Raw genomic sequence first — 20,412 nt, 5'->3', positions numbered from 1 at the left:
GGCAGCGCACGGGGGCGGGCCGGGCGACCGGCCCGCCCCCGTGGCGCTCAGCTGGCGTCGGCCAGGGCCAGGGTGTGCAGCCGCTCCGGGGGGCCGGGGCGGGCGTAGTACCAGCCCTGGGCGGTGTCGCAGCCCAGGGTCCGCAGGTGCTCGGCCTGCACCGCCGTCTCGACACCCTCCACCGTGACCGCCAGGTCGAGGGTGTGGGCCAGCGAGACGATGCCCTCCACGATCTTGACGTCGACGGGGTCGGCCGGGGCGCGCTGCATGCCGCGGGTGAAGGAGCGGTCCAGCTTGAGGGTGCTGACCGGCAGGCGGCGCAGGTACGAGAGGTTGGAGTACCCGGTGCCGAAGTCGTCCAGGGCGATGTCCACGCCCAGGTCGGCGAGTTGCCGCAGCGGCCGCAGGGCGTTCTCGTCGGCCCCGATGAGGTCGTTCTCGGTGACCTCCAGGCACAGGGCGCTCGGGCACAGCCCGGCGTTCTCCAGGACCGCCACCGTGTCGGACACCAGCGTGGGGTGGCTCAGCTGGCAGGGCGACAGGTTGACGTTGACCCGCAGCCGCTCGACGTCACACTCGGCGGCGTCCTGCCAGTCGCGGGCCTGCCGGGCGGCCTGTTCCAGCACCCAGCGGCCGAGCGGCACGATGAGGCCGGTGTCCTCGGCGAGCGGGATGAACTGGTCAGGGCCGAGAACCCCGTGCACCGGGTGGAGCCAGCGCACCAGCGCCTCGGCGCCGCGTACGGTGCCGTCGGCGAGCCGTACCAGCGGCTGGTACTCGATGAAGAACTCGCCGTTCTCCAGGGCCGACGGCAGCCCGTTGCTGAGGCTGTGACGGGCGATCACCCGGGCGCTCTCGTCGGCGTCGGCGAGTTCGTAGCGGTTGCCGCCCGCGGCCTTGGCCCGGTACATGGTGATGTCGGCGCTGCGCAGCACCTCGGCCCGGCAGATCTCCCCGGCCCGCCCGTCGACGACGCCGATGCTGGCCCGTACCCGCAGCTCGCGGCCCTCGACGTGGACGGGGTCGGCGAGCGCGGCGAGCATCCGGCGGGCCATCGTGGTGCCGTCCGCCTGCGCGGCGGGCCCGGTGACCAGCGCCAGGAACTCATCGCCGCCGACCCGGGCGACCAGCTCGTGCGGGGAGGTCACACAGCCCTGGAGCCGCTCGGCGACGGCCCGCAGCATCCGGTCCCCCGCCACGTGTCCGAGGCTGTCGTTGACGGCCTTGAACCCGTCGAGGTCCAGGTAGCACACGCCGAAGCGCTGGGCGTCGGCCGCGGCGGCGAGCGCCTGGTCGAGGCGCTCCAGCAACAGGGTGCGGTTGGGCAGCCCGGTCAGCTCGTCATGGGTGGCCTCGTAGCGCAGCCGCTCGCGCAGCAGCCGGTGCTCGGTGATGTCCTCGGCGAGCGCGAGCTGGTACTGGGGCGCGCCGCCGGAGTCGCGGAGCAGGGTGACGGTGAGATTGGTCCACAGCACGCTGCCGTCGTCGCGGTAGTGCGGCTTCTCGACGCGGAAGTGGTCACGGTCGCCCCGCACCAGCTCGCGGTACAGCTCGTGGACGCCCGGCGCGTCGTCGGGGTGGACGAACTCGGTGACGTTCCGGCCGGGGCGGAAGAAGTCGGAGCCGCCGAACATCCTGGCCATCGCGTCGTTGACGACGAGGACTTCGCCGTCGAGCCCGGCGATCCCCACGCCGATCACCGCGCCCTCGAACACGGCCTGGAACTTGGCCTCGCTCGCGTGCAGCGCCTTCTCGGCCTCGACGCGCGCGGTCAGCGCGGCGCGGGAGACGGCCTTGCGCTCATCGCGCTCACGCTCACGCAGCTCCCGTACGAAGCCCGCGGCGAGCGCGTGCTGCAGCCGGGCGCAGCGGGCCCGCAGGTCCTCGTCGCTCATCGGCCGGTCCGGCGGGGAGTAGAGCACCAGATACGCGTCGATGATGCCGAGGATCGCGGGCAGTGCCTCGGGTTCGTCGCACTGGGCGTCGACGAGCGCGGCGCCCACCTCGTAGGCGTCGGCGGTGTCGAAGGGGACGGTGTGCAGGGCCTCGCTCAGCCGGTGGGCGAGCGGCAGCAGATAGCCCTGGAACTCGTCAAGGGTCAGGGTGGTGGCCGCCATCGGGTGGACGGCGCGGCTCCAGATCGCGGCGAACCGCCGCAGCCTCTCGTTCTCCGCCTCGGCGTCTCCGGCGCCGCCCCGACGTCTCGGCCCGCCCGGCGTGGAGGTCATATCGCACGCCTCGCCGGGGGGACGCCGCCTCGGGCTGGTTCGTCCTCGCCTGTGGCGTTGATGCCCGCCGGCCGCCAGGCAGCTTTTACGTCCTGCACTTCCTTCGCCCTCTTCCGGCTTCCGGGGCCGCCCTCGGGGGTCGTCCGCATCCTCGGGGCAGTGGAGCACGACGAAGAGCGGCAGGGCAACCCGCTGCTGAGGCGAGATTACTGATCAACCGTTGGCTGGGGAAAGGAAAAATGGACATTGACCATCCGGATGTACCCACGGGGAGGGGAGAAGCCGGGAGAAGCCGGGCATCGGGCGGCGGCGCCCCGGAGGAGCGCCGCCGTGGAGAGGGTTTCTTTCGGGTTCAGCGGTTGCGGCCGCGGAAACCCCAGGATGGGCGGGTCTCATCGGCCTCTTGGGACTCCCGGGCCTCTTGGGCACCTTGGGCACCTTGAGCGCCTTGGGTGCCTTGGGTGCCTTGCGCCCCCTGGGCTCCTTGGGCACCTTGGGTGCCCTGCATTCCTTGGGCGCCTTGGGTGTCTTGGGCCTCGGTGGTCTCGTCGGTCATCCGCGTCCCGCCGGGGGGCTGCTGGGCCTGCGCCCCGCCCCCGGCCTCCGTGTCGCCGATCTCCCCGCTCTCGGTGATCTCGACATGACGGGGTTTCACGGCCTCCGCCTTCGGGACCGTGATGGTCAGCACACCGTCGGTCATCCCGGCCTTGACGGCCTCGGTGTTGACCTCGGCGGGCAGCAGCATCCGGTACTCGAAGCGCCCGGTGCGACGGGTGCTGCGGCGCAGCACGCCCGCGCGCTCGCGTTCCCCGATCTCGCCGGAGACGGTCAGCTCCTGGCCGCTCACCTCCACGTCCACATCGGCACGGCGGACGCCGGGAAGGTCGACTTCGACCCGGTAGGCGTCGTCGGCCTCAGTGACATCGGCGGCGGGCGCCCATGCGGTGAGGGCGGGCGGGGCGGCGCCGACGGTGGATTCGAGGAGTCCGCCCATCTGGCTGAGCAGTTCGTCGAATTCCGCCAGCGGATTGCGGCTCCAGCCCCGGGGACGTTCGAGGGGGCCTGCGCCCCGATGTCGTCGGACGGGCATGCTCATCGTCCTTCACCTCCGTGGTGTGGTTGTCGGCAGGTCAGACCAGGGCCTCGTGGACGTAGCACCACCGCCATTCCTCCTCCGCCTCCAGGGGCTCGACGATGGGATGGCTCGCCACGGCGGCATGGGCGCGGGCGTGCTTGAGCGGCGAGGAGTCGCAGCAGCCGACGTGTCCGCAGGTCAGGCAGAGCCGCAGATGCACCCAGGGCGAACCCAGACGCAGGCACTCCTCGCACCCCTGCGGGGTGTGCGGGGCGACCGGGCGCACCATGGACAGATGGGGGTCGGGCTCGATGGCCATGGCGTTCGCCCTCCCTTGCCGTAGCGGGCGGCCGGATGTTCGCGTCGCCGCCAATGGCCGGACCACTGGCGGGACCGAGGCCCATGCCGTCAGGGTGACAAGGCGGGACGAGGGTGCGCCTGCGTCCCCGAGGTCGAAATTACGGTCCTGAATTCGACCTCTTGCGGTGATTCGCCGGGATAGGGGTACTCCGGTGCGCATGGCCCCATCAGGTGTCGCCGATGAGCTGATGCTGCGCTGTCTGACCATGTTCGACAGCCGGGACGAGACGGAGATCCTGCGCCGGGCGATGGCCCAGGTCAGCGCGGTGGGGCCGGGCCGCGCCGAAGCGGGCTACCTGCTGCTCGGCGACGGTTTGGTGCGCTGCCCGGACGACGGCTTCCGGGCCACCGAGGCCCTGGACGCGCAGGTCCGGGCGCTGGCGGGCCGGGACGGGCCGGTGCGCTTCCCCCAGCGGGCCTGGGGGTGGGCGTTCGCCCTGCGCGAGCCGGACGGGCTACCTGAGCCGGACGGGCTGCGCGAGCCGGACGGGCCGCGGGCGCCGGACGGGCCGTACGAACCCGATGGGCTGCGCGGCGCGCTGGTGGTCAGTTCCCGGGACCGGCCGGGCGAGGACGAGCGGTTCCTGCTGGCTCTCCTGGTGCACCAGACCTCCGCGGCGCTGTCCATCGCCGCCGCCCACCGCCGGGAGCGCGCCCAGGCCGCCGAGCTGCGCCGGGTTCGGGGCGAGCGGGAGGCGATCCGGCGGCGGCTCGACCACTCCCTCGCCGACCTGGGCCATCTGCGCGCGGTGCACGACGCGCTCGCCCGGACCGCCGCCCGCGGCGACGGCGAGGCGGGGATCGCCCGGGCGCTGCACCGCCTCACCGGGCTGCCCGCCGCGGTCGAGGACCGGTTCGGCAATCTGCGCGCCTGGGCGGGCCCCGGGCGCCCCGATCCGTACCCCAAGCCCGATCCGGCGCAGCGCGAGGAGCTGCTGCGTGACGCCGCCCGCCGGTCCCGCCCGGCCCGGGTGCGGGACCGGCTGGTCGCGGTCGCGGCGCCGCGCGGCGAGCTGCTGGGCGCGCTGTGTCTGGTGGACCCCGAGGGCCGGGCCGACGAACGGGCCGTACGCGCCCTGGACCACGCCGCGTCCGCGCTCGCCCTGGAGCTGGCGCATCTGCGCGAGCTGGCCGAACTGGAGCTGCGACTGCGGCGCGAGCTGGTGGACGACCTGCTCACCGGCGCGGACGACACCAGCGCCTACGCCCGCGCCGAGGCGGTCGGCCACGATCTGCACGGTCCGCACCATGTGGTCGCGGTGCGCTGGGAGGACGGACCGGTGGACGACGGGTTCCTGCGCGCCGTCGGCCGGGCGGCCTCGGGGCTGGGGCTGCGGGTGCTGCCGACCCGCCGCTCCGGTACGGCGGTGCTGGTGGCGCGGGGCCGTCCGGCCGAGCGCGCGCTGCACACGGCGCTCAGCCGGGAGCTGGGCTCACCGGCCGGGGCGGTCGGCGTCGGCGGCCGCTGCGACACCCCGCATGACGTACCCCGTTCGTACCAGGAGGCGCTGCGCGCGCTGGAGGTACGGCAGGGCTCGCACAGCGCGTACGGCATCACCTTCTTCGACGATCTGGGCCTGTACCGCATTCTGCGCACCGGAACGGAGCAGCGGGAGGTCGAGCAGTTCGTACGGGAATGGCTGGGCCCGCTGCTGGACTACGACGCGCTGCACCGGACGGCCCTGGTCGAGACCCTGACCGCGTACTTCGACCGCGGCGGCAACTACAGCGCGACGGCCGCCGCCCTGGTGATCCACCGCTCCACGCTGCGCTACCGGCTGCAGCGGATCCGCGAGATCAGCGGCTGCGATCTGACGGACGTGGACAGCAGGCTCAACCTCCAGGTGGCCACCCGCGTCTGGAAGATCCTTTGGAGCGGGCCGGAGTGAGCCCGAGTGAACCGTGCCGCGGCGGGCACCCGCGTAGACCGTCCTCAGCAGGACCTCAGCAAGGCCCCAGCGCAAGGAGGTGGGCTCGGAGATGAGCGAGAAGGGCAAGACGGACAAGAACACGAGCGTGGTGCGCAGCCTGCTGGACCAGCAGGGCACGACGTACGCGGCCGAGGCCGGGATCACCCTGCGGAACACCCCCGGCCCCCTCTACCAGCTGCTGGTGCTGGCCCACCTGCTGTCCGCCCGCATCAAGGCGGACATCGCGGTGGCCTCGGCGCGCGCCCTCTTCGACGCCGGGATGCGCGATCCGCGGAAGATGGCCGACGCCACCTGGCAGCAGCGGGTGGACGCCCTGGGCGAGGGCGGCTACCGCCGTTACGACGAGCGGACCGCGACCCAGCTCGGCGAGGCGGCCGAGCTGGTGCTGCGCGAGTACCAGGGCGATCTGCGGAAGCTGCGCGACGCCGGGGACCCGCGGAAGCTGCTCCGGGAGATCACCGGCATCGGACCGGCCGGGGTCGACATCTTCCTGCGGGAGGCGCAGGGCGTGTGGCCGGAGTTCGCCCCGTACTTCGACCGCAAGGCGCTGGAGGGCGCCGAGCGCGTCGGCCTGCCGAAGAGCCCCGCGTCCCTGGAGAAGCTGGTGTCCGGCAAGGACGTCCCCCGGCTCGCCGCGGGCCTGGTGCGGGTGGCGCTCCACGGCGACGCCGCGCAGGAGGTGCGCGCGGCCGCGTAGGGGGTCAGAAGTCGTTCGCGCTGCGGGCCGTCAGACCGCCGTCGACATGGAGGTGGCTTCCCGTCACATAGCTGGCCTGGGGGCCGAGCAGCCAGTCGACCGCTGCGGCGATCTCTTCCGGGCGGGCGAGTCGGCCGAGCGGAATCTGCCGCTGGGCGCGGGCGGCGATGCCGTCGGTGGCGTCGGTGCCCTCGGGGTCCGGCGATACGACGTCGAGCAGCGGGGTCGCCGTGGCGCCCGGGATGACGCCGTTGACGCGGATGCCCGCGGCCGCGTAGTCGATGGCGAGGGCCCTGACGAGCGCGGAGATGCCGCCCTTGGAGCTTCCGTAGGCGCTGTTCGAACCTCCTCCGAACCCGATGACGGCGGACGGGGACGAGAGGCAGACGAGGGAGCCCGTCAGTTCGTGCTCCAGCAGCAGCCTGATGGCCTCGCGGCAGGTGAGGAACGTGCCGGTGAGATTGGTGCCGATCACCCGCTCCCAGTCCGCGATCCCGGTCTCATGGGCCTTCACGGATATCTCGATGCCCGCGCCCGCGACCACGCGCGTGGGGACGCCCAGCGCCTCACGGCAGTGCCGGAAGCCCTCGATGACGGCGGATTCGGCGGCGATGTCGGCCGGGATGGCCGCCACTCCGGGGGCGCCGAGCGCCCTCGCCTCGTCGGCGGCCTTCCGCAGGCCGGTCTCGTCGCGGTCGACCAGCGCGACGGCGTGGCCCGCCGACGCCTGCAGGAGCGCGATGGCCCGCCCGATGCCCGATGCCGCGCCGGTGACCAATGCGATGTCGTGCGCGACGCCTTGCGTCACGTCGGCCGTCACGTCGGCCGTCCGGGCTTCAGGAGGGTGTCGGCGTCGGTGTAGCGGGCCAGGGCTTCCGGGTCGAGGAGAGCGCCCAGTCCGGGGCCGTCGGGGATGGGGAGCATCCCGTCGGCGTCCAGTTCCCAGGGACGGGAGGTGAGGTCGTCGACGTACGGGGAGCCGGTGACGTACTCGACGAGGTCGGTGTCCGGCAGGGCGGACGCCAGCTGGAGGTCGGCGGCGAGCCCGATGGCGGTGTTCCAGCCGTGCGGGATCAGCCGTACGCCGTGGTCCTGCGCGGCCCAGCCGATGCGGCGCTGTTCGCTCAGGCCGCCGACCTTGGTCACGTCGGGCTGGACGATGTCCCAGGCCCCCGCCTCCAGCCAGGGGTGGAAGCTCTGCCGCCGGGTCAGCACCTCCCCGCCGGAGATGGCGACCGGCGCCTCGCGGCGCAGATGGACGAAGTCCTCCAGGGCGTCGGGGCCGAGCGGCTCCTCGAACCAGGCGACGTCATAGCGGTGGAGCATGTGCGCGGTGCGCAACGCCCACTTGTAGCCGTTGGACCAGGCGCTGTCGCTTCCGCCCGCGTCCACCATGAGCAGGGCCTCGGGGCCGACGGCCTCCCGGGCGGCGGCCACGATGCGCTCGTCCAGGGCCTCGCTGACCCGGCCGAAGGGACCCCAGCCGATCTTGAAGGCGCTCCAGCCGCGCCCGGCCAGTTCGCGCAGCCGCCCGGCCAGGGCGTCGGGCTGGTCCATGAGCAGGGAGGCGTACGGACGGACGCGCTCCCGGTACCGCCCGCCGAGCAGGCGCCCGACGGGCTGGCCGGTGAGCTGGCCCAGCAGATCCCACAGGGCCGTGTCGATGCCGCTGATCGTGTGGGTCACCGAGCCGCCGCGGCCCAGCCAGAACGTGGCCCGGTGCAGCCGCTCCGAGACGCGCTCGGGCTCGGCGGCGTTCTCGCCGATCACCAGCGGCCGCAGCACCTCCAGCGCGCCGCGCACCAGGGCCTCGCTGGTGAACACGCTGCCCACGCCGACTAGTCCGTCCTCCGTGTGCACCGCGACCAGGGTGTGGACGACGTCATCGGGGTTCAGCTCCTCCTGCCACCCGCCCGCGGGGGTCGCGCCCCGGAGGCCGGCGGCGCGGATGTCACGGATCTTCATGGCCCGGACACTAGGCCGATGGATGGCAGATGGTCAACCATCTGCCAGGCGGGGAGCTGCGTTAGGGTGTGGCGTACGGGTCCGCAGGGTGCGGGCCTCATCGCGGCCTTATTCGGTGGGACGGGAATCACGTGACGCAGTCGAGTCCGGGCTCAGCGCCGCCCATGTCACGACGGGACTGGATCCTGAACTGGCTCCGGCAGGCCATCGCCACGGGCGAACTGGGGCCCGGCGACCGCCTGGTCGAGCGGGACATCTCCGCGCGTTCCGGGGTGAGCCGCGGCCCGGTCCGCGAGGCGATCATGGTCCTGGAGCAGGAGGGGCTCGTCGTCTCCCACCCCTACCGAGGGGCCTCGGTCGTCGGGGTGTCGCAGCGCGAGGTGCGCGAGGTCCTGGTGCCCATCCGCCTGACGATCGAGCGCGTCGCGTTCGCCGACGCGGCCCGCGACGGCTCGCCCGAACTGCTCGACCGTCTGGAGCGGCTGGTCGAGGAGATGTCCGAGGCCGCGGCGAGCGCGCCGGGGTCCGCGACCACGGCCGCCGAACGCCTCGCAGCCCTCGACCTGGCGTTCCACGAGGCCGTCATCGAAGCCACCGGACACGCCCAGACGCTGCGGATCTGGCGCATCATCCAGCCCCGCGTGCTGGCCTACTTCGTCCGCGACGCGCCCGGACACCCCACCCTGGACGAGATCCCCCGGCAGCACCGCGCCCTGCTCGACGCGCTGCGCTCCGGCACCCCCGCCGAGGTCGAAGCCGCCGTCACCGAGCACATCGAGACCTACCTCGGCGACGAGGCGTAGGGGGTGTCCCCGGCGCCGTACCGCCGCAGCAGCCACACCCCGTACGCGACGTAAAAGACGTACACGGCCGCCTCCCACCAGTCCGGAGCCGAGCCCGGCGAGCGGATCTGGAAGAAGTCGTCCAGCCCATGGACGAGCACCAGCGGCCAGACCGAGCCGATCGCGTAGCGCAACCCGGCGCAGACGAAGCCGAAGAGCCCGGCGGACAGCATCTGCCACAGCGTGTCGTCCAACGAGGCGTCGAAGAACACGTAGTTCTGGAGGTGCCCCAGGCCGAACAGCACGCCGACGGTCACCGCCGCGCGCATCGCCCCGAGCGGGCCGAGCGCCTGCTGCACCAGACCCCGGCTGTAGGCCTCCTCGTTGACGCCCACCCACAGCAGCGACACCAGTGAGCTGACGATCACGCCCGCGCTGCCGTCGAGGCCCGCGACGGCGTACGAACACGCGACGAGCAGCATGGGCACACCCAGCCACCAGCGCCCCATCCGCCCGGGCGTCCCCACCCCCGACGCCCGCAGCCACCCCCACCGCCACAGCAGACACCAAACAGCCGCGAAGCAGACCGCGTTGACCAGGGTGGCACCGAGGTCGGGAAACCACGACGGAGCCAGCGGAGGCAGAATCACCTCGGCGAACAACACCAGCACCACATGCCAGGCGAGCGTCAACTCGACGGCGCCCCACAGCGGATGGCGCGCGACATGGCCTTTCCACCGGCTCCCCACGCTCCGAGAATAGCCACGACCCCGCGAAATCGCGCGGGTCCTCGGCTCGTCGCCCGTCCGGGTGAAGACCGCGCCGCCGAGGGGTGGTCACCGTGCGCGCCGCGCCATGCTGCGGGGGTGGCCGACGACCCTCACTGCTCGAAGTGCTGCCCCGTGAAGCCGCCGAAGCCGCCCGAGCCGGTGGTGTGGCCGTGGGGCGTGTTCCTGTGGCTGGCCGTCGCCGCCGTCGTGATGGTGGGCGGGTGGGGGCTGATCATGTGGGCGCTCGGCGCCTGGGCGTGACGGCTCGGGGCCCTGCCACCTGACCGCTGATGTGGCTCGCGGCCTATGGGCAAGCGGGTGGACCGGCTGAGCAGGGGACCGGCTGGGCCAGGTTCAGGGGGTCGAGCGCTCGCTTCCCGTGTCGAGACTGGAACGACGCGACAGTCCTGAAGCGAGGAACGACATGAACGACATCACCGGCGAGCGCAACGTCGCCACCGCCAAGAAGCTGCTCGAAGACGCCATGCCCAGTCTCGACTGGGACCTGATGCGCTCCCTCGTCGCCCCCGACGCCCCGATCACCCGGGCCGGTTTCGCCGACCTCTACGCGGCCACCGGTGACGACATCCCCCGGAGCGGCAACTTCATCGACTGGCTGGAGTCCGGCTGGAAGAAGCTGTCCGAGGGGCTCAGCGACAAGACCTCGCAGACGCAGGACGTGGTGGCCTCCGGCCGTGATGATGAAGTTCCACATGACCGCGCTGCACTCCGGCACCTTCGCCGGTGCCCCGGCCACCGGTCAGCGCGTCGGGTGGGACGAGATCACGGTGCTGCACTTCGATGACGAGGGCAAGATCACCGACATGTGGTTCATGTGCCAGGAGTTGAGCCTGGCTGAGCAGATCGGCTACCCGCTGCGGCGGGCCTGAGCCACCGGTCCCCCGCATCCGGCCCGCCCTCCCGCCGGGCCGTCTCCACCACGTTGGAACGTAAGGAAACACCGACACATGAGCACGATCGGACTGATCGGCAGTGGGCTGATCGGCAGCACCGTCGCACGGCTCGCCGTCGCCGCCGGCCACGAGGTCATCCTGAGCAACCGCCGGGGCCCCGAGACCCTCGCCGGCCTGGTCGCCGAACGGTGACCGCGCTCGCGCTCATCAATACCGGCCCCAGCATGGATGCCTTCATCGCACCGGTGGCCACCGCGATCGACCCCGCGCGGTGGCCACCGACCGACGAGCACATCCGCCAGTTCGCGAGCACCGGATTCCGCGCGGGCTACCACGTCCCACAAGAACTCGTCGACGAACTGCGCGGCATGGCCCACCGCGCGATCACCGCAGCGATGCAGGCGTCCACCGCCTATCTGAACCAGCGTGCGCTCCCGGATCGGTTGATGGCCCTCGGTAAGCCGCTGCAGGTGATCTTCGGCGACCAGGACCGCAGATGGCGACCCTCATCCGCGGCCGACTACCGCGTCGTTCCAGGCGCGAGAGTCGAGTTGCTGCCCGGGGCCGGACACACACCCATTCTGGAGGATCCGCCACGGACCGCCGCGCTTCTCCTGTCGTTCACCGAGACCCACACCGCTCAAGTGCCCAAGTCCACTTGACGATTTCACCCAACACGGCAGGTCTGCGGAGCCAACTCCCCTAACCGGCGCGGCAGGTGCGGCAGGCGTCTCCTTGCGCGGGGTCGTAGAGGGAGCCGCAGGTGCAACGGGGCCAGCCGAGGCAGGTGGGGCATTGGGTGTAGGGGTCGGTGATGGGTCGGCCGCAGGTGCCGCCGCGGCCTTCGCATTCGCGGTGCGGCGGCCGGTAGGCGACCGCTTGCGCGGGGGTGCGGTTCGTGGCGGTGGGCGCCGCCGGCGTCCGATCGTGGTCGGGCCGGTCGTCAGACGCCTGGGATTCGGGGCCGCGGCCGGGCAGGAGCCACCCTCCGCGGCAGACACCGCACGGCTGGTCGTCGTCGGCCGGCCGATCCGGCGGAGCCGGGTGCCAGCCGTCTTCGCACCGGCCGGCGCACGGTGTGGGTGCCAGCAGCCACATCGCGACGTCGTCAGGCCGGTACCCGTCCTCTCCCGCGTCGGCCGCGCGTTCCAGGGGCCGGTGGGCCCAGGTGCTCCACCAGCGGCGCTCGATCCGGGCGGTGAGCCGGGCGGCGGGCTGGTAGAGCAGTTCGTCGCGGACGGTCTCCAGAACGGTGGGCGGCACGCCGCCTCCGCAGGCGCGCAGCACCTTGTCCGGGAGCGCGGTGAGGACGGCCCGGACCGGGTCGGCGGTACCGGCGGTGCTCTGGCACGCGGCGCACTGGTCCCAGGCTCGGGGGTAGTAGGTGCGCGCCCAACGGCGGTGCTTGTCCTTGCGCTGCCCGGGTTCGACGCGGGTGGTGGACTCGGCGGAAGCCGGGCGGGCCGGGAGCGGGGCGGAGCAGGTGCGGCAGCGGCCCTGGCAGGCGCGGCAGGGCCTGCCCTCCTGGTCAGTGACCGCCTGGCACTCGGGGCACTCCCGTCGGCAGACCTGGCACAGGTGGTCCTCGGGGTGGGGCTGCGGCAGCCAGCGGTGCTCGCCCTGACAGCGCACGCATTTGCGCGTGTCGGTGTCCTCGCGGTGGGTGTGGAGGATGGGCCGCCCGGGGCACTGGTCGCAGCGGATGATGGGGCGGTCGGTGTTGCGGTGCAGGATCACGCGGCGCTCCCGGCGTGGTGGGCGGAGGCGAGTTCGTCAGCGTAGCGGGTGGTGGTGGAGCACCAGGTCGCGGCGGGTGGTGGTGGAGCACCAGGTCGCGGTCGCCGCGGACACCCTGCTGGTGTGCTGCTGGGCGGGGCAGCGGGCCAGCGTCATGCCTGGGGGCCGGTGACCTCCCAAGGCGGGGTCCAGTCGTCCTCAAGCCGGAAGGACAGCCCGGTGTCGTCCTCGATGCGATCGAGGGCACGTCGTGGCGGGCGACGAAGGAATCGCCGACCGACTGCTGGATGGCCGACCACAGCACGCGCAGGTCGACGCCGTGCCGCATCCCCAGTGCGAAGCCCTCACCGAGGGCGGCGGAGGCGATGAACCACAGCTGGTTGGTGACCAGCTTGACGACGTTGCCGGTGCCGAGCCCGCCGCAGGCGATCACGGTTCCCACCGTCTGCAGGAGGGGCGTGACCCGCTCCAGATGCGCGGAATCACCACCCGCGAACAGGGTGAGCCTGCCGTTGCGCGCACCGTCGACGGCTCCGGTGACCGGGGAGTCGACCACCCCGACCCCGTCGGGGGCCTCGGCGGCCAGTTCCTCGACGAGTTCCTTGCGGTTCGCGGTCAGGTCGACCCAGATCGATCCGGGCTCCATCGCGGCCAGTACCCCGGCATCCCGCAGCACGGCTTCCACGTGGTCCGGGCGCGGCAGGGAGGTCGGCAGGAATTCGACGTCCTTGGCGCATCCGGCGGCGGAGCCGGCTCCGACCGCCCCGAGCCTCATCGCCTCGTCGATCTTGCGCTGGTCGGTGTCGAAGACCTGGGCCTGATGTCCCGCCTCCACCAGCCGACGGCACATCGGCGCTCCCATATTGCCGAGCCCGATGAACCCGATCGCGGCCATAGCTGATCAGCTCCTTGGTGTTCCGGTCTACGCAACGGCACCGTAAACACGCTGCTGCCGAGGCGGCGGGCGCCCTGCGCCCGCACGCCCTGGCCGCGCTCGCCGCCGCCGACGAAGGGGACCGGGCCGTCGCCGCCGTGGCCGGTGCCACCGCCGGAAAGGTGCGATTCGGCCTGTTCGGCGCCGCATCGCCGCCCGCGGCCACGCCGACACCATCGCCGCCCGCGGCGTCGTCCACCGCCTCGCCGACCAACTGCCCCAAAAGCTGTTCGCCGTGCCACTACGGCCCAAGCTCTACGACCACTTCGCCGTCGTCCACCGCCGCAACACCACCCTCAGCCACGCCACCCGCACCCTCATCGAGCTGGCCACCGCCCGCCTCCGACGCGCGACCGCCCCGAGCCAGTAGCCGAGATCGCGTCGGAGGGGCCGGCTCGTTACACGCCCTTCATGAGGTCGTCCAGGTCCCGTTCGTCCAGCGAACGGATCGTTGGGTGCCCCGGCACAGCCAAGGGGCGCGGATCGTCCGCCCGTCGTACGCCTACCGTGCGCCAGCCGGCGTCGGCCGCGGCATCGAGCTCCTCGGCGGAATCGCTGAGGAACAGCGTCGCGTCAGCCGGCATACCGATCGTCTTCGTGATGTGCCGGTAGGAGTCGGTGGACTTCTTACTCCCGGCCGTATCCAGGTCGAAGTGGCCGTGCAGGAGCGGGGTGAGATCGCCGTACGGGGTGTGCGCGAACCAGTTCACCTGCGCCGCGACGGAGCCGGAGGAGTAGATGTAGAGCGCCGCGCCCGACGTCTTCCAGCGGCGCAGTGCGTCGGGGACCTCGGCGTAGACATGCCCGGTGAGGGAACCGTCGGCGTAACCCGCCGCCCAGATCCAACCCTGGATCGTCTTCAGCGGAGGCGCCTTGACGTCTTGGTCGGTCCAGGCCGCGAGTGCCGCGACGGCCCCGGCTTCGTCCAGTGTCTCGGTCTGGAGGTAGTCCCGGATCTCCGCGAGCAGCTCCGCCCCCCGAGGCGTGCCGCGGTGCTCGGCGAACCACTGGGGCAGCCGCTCCCGCGCGTACGGGAAGAGCACGTCGTGGACGTGCGCTGCGGAACCGACCGTTCCCTCGATGTCGAGGACGACCGCGGGTCCGGTCATCGGTCCCCCGCCAGCAGCTCGTCGAGGCGGGGGAAGTCCTGGGCGATCGGGTCGCCGGTGAAGTCGCCCACCCAGCCTCCCTCTTCCTTGAAGAAGCGGATGGCGGCGAACTCCGGCCGCGGGCCCATGTCGAACCAGTGACGTGTGCCGGCCGGTACGGACAACAGGTCGCCCGCCTCGCACACGACCGCGTACACCGTGCCCTCGATATGGAGGTAGAAGCAGCCGGTGCCGTGGGCGAAGAACCGGACCTCGTCCTCGGCGTGCCGGTGCTCCTCCAGGAAGGCGGAGCGGGCCTTGACGGCGCGCTCCGCCCACTCCGGTCCGGGGGCGGGATGGAGCTGCGCCACGTCGACCAGGACGAGGCCATCGCTGGCGCAGAGCGCGTCGATCTCGGCCCGGTAGGCAGCCAGCAGCTCTTCCTCAGTCGTGTTCGCGGTCACCGTGGCGCGCAGCTCCCAGTGGCCGTACTCCACGCCCAGCTCTTTCAGTACGGCGCCGATCCGGGCTTCATCCCGTGTGCGCAGCACCACGTCGTCGGGCGCGGCCTGCGACATCACCTGGAGCAGGGTCATCGGTTCACGGTCTCCTTCACATCGGTGCGTTCGTCCCGGGCGCCGAGGACGAGCAGCTGGCAGATGGCTTCCAGGCACTCCAGCCGATTGCGGGCCTGGGCGAGGTCCTTGCCCCAGGTGGTGATGCCGTGGTCGGCGATCAGCAGGCCCGGGGGCGCATCGGGGTGGGCGGCGAGGTATTCCGCCGCCTCGTTCGCGATCCTCCGTACATCGGGCCAGTTGCGGAAGACCGGGAGTTCGGTCCGGGCGGGGTCGTCGAGGCCCAGGCCTTTGAGCAGTTCGAACCGGTCGAGCGGGAGTACGGCCGTACGGTCCCGCTCGCCGGTGCGGCACGCCATCACCGTGGCATAGGGCGAGTGCACATGAATGACCGCGCGGGCGTCGGTCGTCCCGTAGACCGCCGTGTGGATCGAGGTCTCCGCCGAGGCCTTGAGCCGCCCCGGGACCAGCACGTCGCCGGTCGTGGCGTGCACGGCGACCATGTCTTCCGCGGTCAGGTCGCCCTTGTCGCGACCGCTGGCCGTGATCAGTGCTGTGGGTCCGCCGTCGTCCGGGAGGCGCACGGAGATGTTGCCCGACGTGCCGGGCATCCAGCCTCGTGTGTACAGGTCGCGGGAGTACTCGGCGATTGATGCGCCGAAGGCGGTGTGCCGATCCTCAGGCGCCGTCATGCCGCCACCTCGCACAGGGACAGGAGTTCATAGGACTTCAGCCGCTCGGCTCCAGACAGGCCGGTGAGTCCGACGAGGACCACCGCTCCGGCGACCTTGGCCTGCGAGGCCTCGATGAGTTCACCCGCCGCGAGCAGAGTGCCGCCGGTGGCGAGCACATCGTCCACGCACAGCACCCGCTCGCCCGGCGCGATGGCGCCCTGCCGGATCTCGAGGCGGTCCTCCCCGTACTCCAGCGCGTACCCGACGGAGTGCACCGGGCCAGGCAGCTTGCCGGGTTTCCGGACGAGGCTGAGCGGGACCCCGGAGCGCGCCGCCAGGACAGCTCCCAGGAGGAAGCCGCGGGACTCCACGGCGACGACACGGTCGAACTCGCCCGAGAAGTGCTCGCGCACATGGTCGGCGGCGTCCTGCAGCAGGCCGGGTTCGGCGTAGAGCGCCGAGAGGTCCTGATAGACCACGCCGGGCTTGGGGTGGTCGGGGAACTCTTCCAGGAGTTGGGCGATACGAGTACGGAGGCTCCCGGCGCGCTGTTCGCGGTGAGCCTGGCGTGGCCGGACGACACGGTCCTCGGTGACGATCGCGGTGATCAGCTCTCCGGGAGTCACGTCGAACGCGGGGTTGAAGACCCGGGCGCCCGCCGGAGCCACCGCGGCCCCCGCAACGCCCGTGACCTCTGCCGGATCACGTTCTTCGACCACGATCCCGCTGCCGTCGGGCAGATCGTGGTCCCACGTCGACTCCGGCGCCACGACGATGAAGGGGATACCGTGCCGGGCGGCTGCGACCGCGAGCCCGTACGTGCCGATCTTGTTGGCCGTGTCGCCGTTGGCGGCGATCCGGTCCGCACCGACCAGGACACAGTCGACCAGCCCCCGCGCCATCGCGGCGGCGGCTGCCGAGTCCACGCAGATCCGGTACGGCACCCCGGCCTCGCCCAGCTCCCAGGCAGTGAGCCGAGAGCCTTGGAGGAGCGGTCTCGTCTCGTCGACCAGGACCTCCGCCACCCTTCCGCGACGAGCGAGTTCCAGGATGCCGCCGAGGGCCGTCCCTCCAGCGGCCGTGGCCAGTCGGCCCGTGTTGCAGTGGGTCAGGAGCCGCAGCGGACGGTCCGACAGGAGTGACTGGACCAGCCCGGCGGCGCGGGCTGCCGCCGCGGAGTTGACCGTCGCGTCCTCGGCGACCATCTTCATGGCTTCGTCGAGCACTGCCTGGGGACCGTACGGCAGCTGTGCGAGAGCGCGGCGTACGCCCCAAGTGAGATTGACGGCCGTGGGCCGGGCGGCGGCGATGCGCTCTGCGTCGGCCCTTACCGCGTCCTCGCCCACCACGCCCGTGTGCGCGTCCTGGTGTGCCCGAGCAGAGAGAGCGACACCGAAGGCACCCGCGAGGCCGATGGCGGGAGCGCCTCGAACGGCCAGGGACTTCACTGCGGCGATCAGCGCATCGATGTCCGCCAGGCGCAACAGCTCGTACGTGTGCGGGAGGGCGCGCTGATCCACGGCTATGACGGCGTTGTCCTCCCAGTACAGGGATAAGCCCGAGTGATCTGCGGAGGTCTCGTCGGGGCTGTCGTGCTTCGCTACGCCCATTGCGCATCCTCACCTTCTTCGCGTTCTTTCGGCGCCCGCCGGAGCAGCCGGGCACAGCAGAGCGGCCCACGGCTGGCTGGGAAAGGCTGCGACGTCCCCGGCATCGCAGGATCTTACCGATGGGATTGCGTCGCACCTGGTCAGCGAAGTCTCAACTGGTGGAGCCCCTAGAGTTCGCTGACCAGGTGGTCACGCAGGCCGAGTGCGAGCTGAGCGCATATCCCGCGGCTACGGTTCCACCCGCACGCCCCCTCCCGTTTCAAGGGCCACCCACAGAGCGCCGTCGGGGCCCAGGGTGATGCCGTGCGGCTCGGCCGACGGTGACGGCAGGCTGTACTCGGCGATCTCGCCGCTATCGGTGATGCGGCCAACGCGGTTCGCTCCCCATTCGGTGAACCAGCACTCCCCGGTGAAGGCCGCGACAATGGCGTGGGGTTTGGCCGTGCGGTCAGGGAGCGGAAACTCCTTGATCCCGCCATCCACCGAGACCCTGCCGACCTGACCTGCTGCGATCTCAACGAACCACAAGGCGGCGCCGTCACTGGTGATGCCCACGGGTGCGGCGCTGGGGGTGGGAAGCGGGTGAATGATGATGTCCCCGTCGGCAGACATGCGGCCGAATGCGTTCGCCTGATTGAGGGTGGACCAGAGGGCCCCGTCAGGGCCTGTGGTGATTGCCGAGGGATAGGCGCCCGCATGGGGAAGGACGAACTCGGTGATCTCTCCCATGCCGGTGATGCGGCCGATACGGTCGGTGTTCATCTCCGTGAACCACATCGCATAGTCTGGACCTGCGGTGATCCCGAAGGGTCCGCTGCCGGGTGTCGGTACAGGGAAGGACTCCGTTTCACCGTTGGCGGTGAAACGGCCGATCCGGTGGTCCTGGGACCGGGTGAACCACAGTGTTCCGTCACGCCCCGCCGCGATGCCGTAAGGCCCGGCCCCCCTGTCTGCCACGGAGATCTCCCTGGTGGCCGGGGCATCAGAATGGCGCACGGCAACTCCTTGTGGGGGTGGGATCAATCAACGTTCCTGACCGATGCCACTCGGTCTCGCACCAGGTCGAGAATGATCGCGGCGAGGTCAGCAGGCCGGGTCATGGGGACGTTGTGGTTCGAGTTGATGTCGATCAGCCGGCGGGCCAGGGACGGCATCCACGACGGCACGCACCTCGTCGCGCCGTGAAGCGTAAAAACCATCCTCGGCCAACACGATCGTCATCGGACAGGTGAGGCGGTCGTACACATCGACGGCTGGGAAGACTTCCGCATCGGGCTCCACGGCAGTGACAGTCGCGATCTCCTCGATGGCCGGCCGCCGCACCCACCCGTGACCGCGACGCATGAAGGAGCGCCGCGCAACCTCCCCGACAAGTCCGGGCCGTGCTCCCGCGTTAAGAGGCCGCGCAGATAGGGGTGGAGGTGGCACCCCAGCCACAAGACAGGCACAGGCTCTAGCGATCATGGAGTTGCGACACTCCGTGATCACCGGAGAGACCTGTGCCTGCGCTGCCATCATGGCTGACCGAACCGCTCTGGGGTCAATTCGCGGCCCTGCTGCCCGAGCGGCCGTTGCACCATCCGGACCATCCACTGGGCTGCCACCGCCCGCGGATCAGCGACCGGGTCATCCTTGACAAGCTCCTGCAACTGCTGCGCTTCGGCTGTTCTTACGAGGCGATCGCCGACACGACGTGCTCGGCCACCACGATCCGCAACCGTCGCGACGAGTGGATCGTCCTCGGCGTCTTCGCCCGGCTCAAGCAGATCGCGTTGGAGTCCTACGACCGGATCGTCGGCCTCGTCCTCGACCAGATCGCCGTCGACGGCTCCATCACCAAGGCGCCCGGAGGCGGCGAGGTGGCCGGTCGCTCACCGGTCGACCGCGGCAAACAGAGTCTGAAACGCTCGGGCATGCCCATCAGGGACCAGGTTCCGCGCAAGATTCACAGCCATAGCGGACGATCACGCCCCAAGTAGCGCCTGTGGCCGTGCCCGGCGCAGTGTGGGGATAGCAGTTGGTCGTCGAGTCCCACGACTTCTAACCTGCTCGAATGATCGAAGATGGCCCCGCGGTACGCGTGGGAGACCCCGGACCGCGACCAGTCCAGCTGCTCTTCTCCGAGCTGACAAGACCGTTCGGGGACGACGCCACACTCGACTTCCTCGTGAAAGCTCGCGGGCAATGGGTGAGCATCGAGACCCTGGTGCGGACGTGGAACGGCGATGGCCTCGATACCTTCCTCTCCTCTCTGGCCGAGGATTTCCGCGGCTGGGAAGGAGCGCGCGCCTGGCGCTCGCTGGAACGCGACCTGACGATCTCGGCAGAACACCACCCGGGCGGTTACGTCCACCTGACGTGGGGCATCCACGACCGGCCCCCGTCCGAGGAGTGGCACTTCGAGACCACCACCGTGCACGCGGCTGGCGAAGAGATGCGAACCCTCGCCGCCGAGCTCCACACGTTTCTCACGAGCACGGTCGAGTAACTGAAGCACCACCACGTGAGACAGCCTCTTACTGATCATTTCAGAATGACCGGCGTCGGCACGCTGCCGTGCTACACGCCGTCGTCGAGGGCGTACAGGTCTCGGCTGCGTGGCAGGCCTGCAACCAGGTCCAGGATCGCTTCGTGGAGCAGGCCGTTGGTGGCCAGCACCGTCATGTCGCCCTCCAGTACAGACCCGCCGCTCAGGTCGGTTACGCGGCCCCCCGCCTCCGACACGATGATCGGCATGGGGGCCACATCCTGGTAATCCATCGGCGGGCCGGCGATCACCACGGCGTCCGTCCGGCCGGTGACGAGATCCACGATGCAGCCCATCGACGGCATCAGGAAGACCTGACGGTGGAGAGCCGTGAGAAGCTCTTCCGGCCAGCCGGCCGGGTTGTGCGCCTGGGTCCTGGCTCCGCGCATGCTGGTCCGCTCGGTGACCCGGGCGCGACGGCCCGACCTCAGGTCTGGCTTTCCCCCGGTCAGCACCCAACAGCCAAGGCCTCGCCCGGCCACGACCATCTGCCGACTCATGGGCATGTTGATCACCCCGACAGCAGGACCGTACTCGTCCTCGTA

Annotated in this window: 20 protein-coding genes and 5 pseudogenes; 10 read left to right on the top strand and 15 right to left on the bottom strand. The window is 71.3% G+C overall.

Translation table 11 applies throughout. The annotated features are described in order from the left end of the window. Positions 1–47: 47 nt before the first annotated feature. From ACZ6CL_RS13635 to ACZ6CL_RS13625, 3 genes are all read right to left on the bottom strand, one after another. Positions 48–2,228, bottom strand: coding sequence for a putative bifunctional diguanylate cyclase/phosphodiesterase (locus ACZ6CL_RS13635; protein WP_468935304.1), 2,181 nt, complete (start codon positions 2,226–2,228; stop codon positions 48–50). 352 nt (positions 2,229–2,580) lie between these two features. Next, entirely contained in the window at positions 2,581–3,324 is a 744-nt protein-coding gene (locus ACZ6CL_RS13630) for an Hsp20/alpha crystallin family protein (RefSeq protein WP_468935301.1), read from the bottom strand. A gap of 34 nt (positions 3,325–3,358) precedes the next feature. Continuing rightward, the gene (locus ACZ6CL_RS13625) at positions 3,359–3,622 is read right to left on the bottom strand and encodes a UBP-type zinc finger domain-containing protein (RefSeq protein WP_468935299.1); all 264 of its coding nucleotides are present in this window, start codon (positions 3,620–3,622) and stop codon (positions 3,359–3,361) included. A gap of 199 nt (positions 3,623–3,821) precedes the next feature. Here ACZ6CL_RS13625 and ACZ6CL_RS13620 point away from each other — a divergent pair, with 199 nt between their 5' ends. Beyond that, a complete protein-coding gene (locus tag ACZ6CL_RS13620; RefSeq protein ID WP_468935297.1) occupies positions 3,822–5,552 on the top strand; it encodes a PucR family transcriptional regulator in 1,731 nt (576 codons plus the stop codon). A gap of 91 nt (positions 5,553–5,643) precedes the next feature. Next, the gene (locus ACZ6CL_RS13615) at positions 5,644–6,291 is read left to right on the top strand and encodes an HhH-GDP family DNA glycosylase (protein WP_468935295.1); all 648 of its coding nucleotides are present in this window, start codon (positions 5,644–5,646) and stop codon (positions 6,289–6,291) included. 4 nt (positions 6,292–6,295) lie between these two features. Here ACZ6CL_RS13615 and ACZ6CL_RS13610 read toward each other — a convergent pair whose 3' ends face one another. Further along, complete coding sequence (locus tag ACZ6CL_RS13610) at positions 6,296–7,111, bottom strand: SDR family NAD(P)-dependent oxidoreductase (RefSeq protein WP_468935292.1); 816 nt, start codon at positions 7,109–7,111, stop codon at positions 6,296–6,298. Continuing rightward, positions 7,108–8,256, bottom strand: coding sequence for a mandelate racemase/muconate lactonizing enzyme family protein (locus ACZ6CL_RS13605; protein ID WP_468935289.1), 1,149 nt, complete (start codon positions 8,254–8,256; stop codon positions 7,108–7,110). The genes ACZ6CL_RS13610 and ACZ6CL_RS13605 overlap by 4 nt, the downstream gene beginning before the upstream one ends. A gap of 164 nt (positions 8,257–8,420) precedes the next feature. On the opposite strand from ACZ6CL_RS13605, the gene ACZ6CL_RS13600 reads away from it, so the two are divergent. Beyond that, the gene (locus ACZ6CL_RS13600) at positions 8,421–9,059 is read left to right on the top strand and encodes a GntR family transcriptional regulator (protein ID WP_468935286.1); all 639 of its coding nucleotides are present in this window, start codon (positions 8,421–8,423) and stop codon (positions 9,057–9,059) included. On the opposite strand, the gene ACZ6CL_RS13595 is transcribed toward ACZ6CL_RS13600, so the two are convergent. Next, entirely contained in the window at positions 9,038–9,787 is a 750-nt protein-coding gene (locus tag ACZ6CL_RS13595) for a lysostaphin resistance A-like protein (protein ID WP_468935283.1), read from the bottom strand. The genes ACZ6CL_RS13600 and ACZ6CL_RS13595 overlap by 22 nt on opposite strands. A gap of 117 nt (positions 9,788–9,904) precedes the next feature. Between ACZ6CL_RS13595 and ACZ6CL_RS13590 the strand changes: the two genes are divergently transcribed. The 4 genes and pseudogenes from ACZ6CL_RS13590 to ACZ6CL_RS13575 all read left to right on the top strand — a co-directional run. After that, positions 9,905–10,069 carry a hypothetical protein gene (locus ACZ6CL_RS13590; protein ID WP_468935279.1) on the top strand — a complete coding sequence of 55 codons (165 nt, stop codon included), beginning with the start codon at positions 9,905–9,907 and terminating at the stop codon, positions 10,067–10,069. Positions 10,070–10,506: 437 nt separating this feature from the next. Beyond that, on the top strand, positions 10,507–10,698 hold the full coding sequence (locus ACZ6CL_RS13585) for an ester cyclase (protein ID WP_468936023.1): 192 nt from the start codon (positions 10,507–10,509) through the stop codon (positions 10,696–10,698). Positions 10,699–10,776: 78 nt separating this feature from the next. Continuing rightward, positions 10,777–10,908 (top strand): annotated as a pseudogene (locus ACZ6CL_RS13580) (NAD(P)-binding domain-containing protein); the annotation flags it as partial. A 2-nt stretch (positions 10,909–10,910) separates the two neighbouring features. Next, positions 10,911–11,384 (top strand): annotated as a pseudogene (locus ACZ6CL_RS13575) (alpha/beta fold hydrolase); the annotation flags it as partial. A 40-nt stretch (positions 11,385–11,424) separates the two neighbouring features. On the opposite strand, the gene ACZ6CL_RS13570 reads toward ACZ6CL_RS13575, so the two are convergent. Together ACZ6CL_RS13570 and ACZ6CL_RS13565 are read right to left on the bottom strand one after the other, a co-directional pair. Beyond that, the gene (locus ACZ6CL_RS13570) at positions 11,425–12,459 is read right to left on the bottom strand and encodes a hypothetical protein (protein ID WP_468935277.1); all 1,035 of its coding nucleotides are present in this window, start codon (positions 12,457–12,459) and stop codon (positions 11,425–11,427) included. 283 nt (positions 12,460–12,742) lie between these two features. Further along, a pseudogene (locus tag ACZ6CL_RS13565) lies at positions 12,743–13,309 on the bottom strand (NAD(P)-dependent oxidoreductase); the annotation flags it as partial. A gap of 319 nt (positions 13,310–13,628) precedes the next feature. Here ACZ6CL_RS13565 and ACZ6CL_RS13560 point away from each other — a divergent pair. Then, the gene (locus ACZ6CL_RS13560) at positions 13,629–13,763 is read left to right on the top strand and encodes a hypothetical protein (RefSeq protein ID WP_468935274.1); all 135 of its coding nucleotides are present in this window, start codon (positions 13,629–13,631) and stop codon (positions 13,761–13,763) included. Positions 13,764–13,791: 28 nt separating this feature from the next. On the opposite strand, the gene mtnC is transcribed toward ACZ6CL_RS13560, so the two are convergent. The 6 genes and pseudogenes from mtnC to ACZ6CL_RS13530 form a co-directional block, all read right to left on the bottom strand. Continuing rightward, positions 13,792–14,502, bottom strand: coding sequence for an acireductone synthase (mtnC, locus tag ACZ6CL_RS13555; RefSeq protein WP_468935271.1), 711 nt, complete (start codon positions 14,500–14,502; stop codon positions 13,792–13,794). Beyond that, entirely contained in the window at positions 14,499–15,077 is a 579-nt protein-coding gene (locus tag ACZ6CL_RS13550; RefSeq protein ID WP_468935268.1) for a 1,2-dihydroxy-3-keto-5-methylthiopentene dioxygenase, read from the bottom strand. Before ACZ6CL_RS13550 ends, mtnC begins: the two co-directional genes overlap by 4 nt. Further along, a complete protein-coding gene (gene mtnB / locus ACZ6CL_RS13545; RefSeq protein ID WP_468935265.1) occupies positions 15,074–15,748 on the bottom strand; it encodes a methylthioribulose 1-phosphate dehydratase in 675 nt (224 codons plus the stop codon). The genes ACZ6CL_RS13550 and mtnB overlap by 4 nt, the downstream gene beginning before the upstream one ends. Next, positions 15,745–17,340, bottom strand: coding sequence for an S-methyl-5-thioribose-1-phosphate isomerase (mtnA, locus tag ACZ6CL_RS13540; RefSeq protein ID WP_468935262.1), 1,596 nt, complete (start codon positions 17,338–17,340; stop codon positions 15,745–15,747). Before mtnA ends, mtnB begins: the two co-directional genes overlap by 4 nt. Positions 17,341–17,568: 228 nt before the next feature. Further along, a complete protein-coding gene (locus tag ACZ6CL_RS13535; protein WP_468935259.1) occupies positions 17,569–18,336 on the bottom strand; it encodes a Vgb family protein in 768 nt (255 codons plus the stop codon). Positions 18,337–18,359: 23 nt separating this feature from the next. Next, positions 18,360–18,738 (bottom strand): annotated as a pseudogene (locus tag ACZ6CL_RS13530) (alpha/beta fold hydrolase); the annotation flags it as partial. Between the two features lie 101 nt (positions 18,739–18,839). Here ACZ6CL_RS13530 and ACZ6CL_RS13525 point away from each other — a divergent pair. Next, positions 18,840–19,256 (top strand): annotated as a pseudogene (locus ACZ6CL_RS13525) (transposase); the annotation flags it as partial. A gap of 137 nt (positions 19,257–19,393) precedes the next feature. Next, the gene (locus ACZ6CL_RS13520; protein ID WP_468935256.1) at positions 19,394–19,828 is read left to right on the top strand and encodes a DUF6228 family protein; all 435 of its coding nucleotides are present in this window, start codon (positions 19,394–19,396) and stop codon (positions 19,826–19,828) included. Between the two features lie 71 nt (positions 19,829–19,899). Here the strand turns inward: ACZ6CL_RS13520 and ACZ6CL_RS13515 are convergent. Continuing rightward, positions 19,900–20,412 (bottom strand): inositol monophosphatase family protein (locus tag ACZ6CL_RS13515; RefSeq protein WP_468935253.1); only part of this gene is annotated, 513 nt, incomplete at its 5' end.

Source organism: Streptomyces sp. NPDC041200, from assembly GCF_055591805.1.
This window is presented reverse-complemented; position numbering and strand designations above follow the sequence as displayed.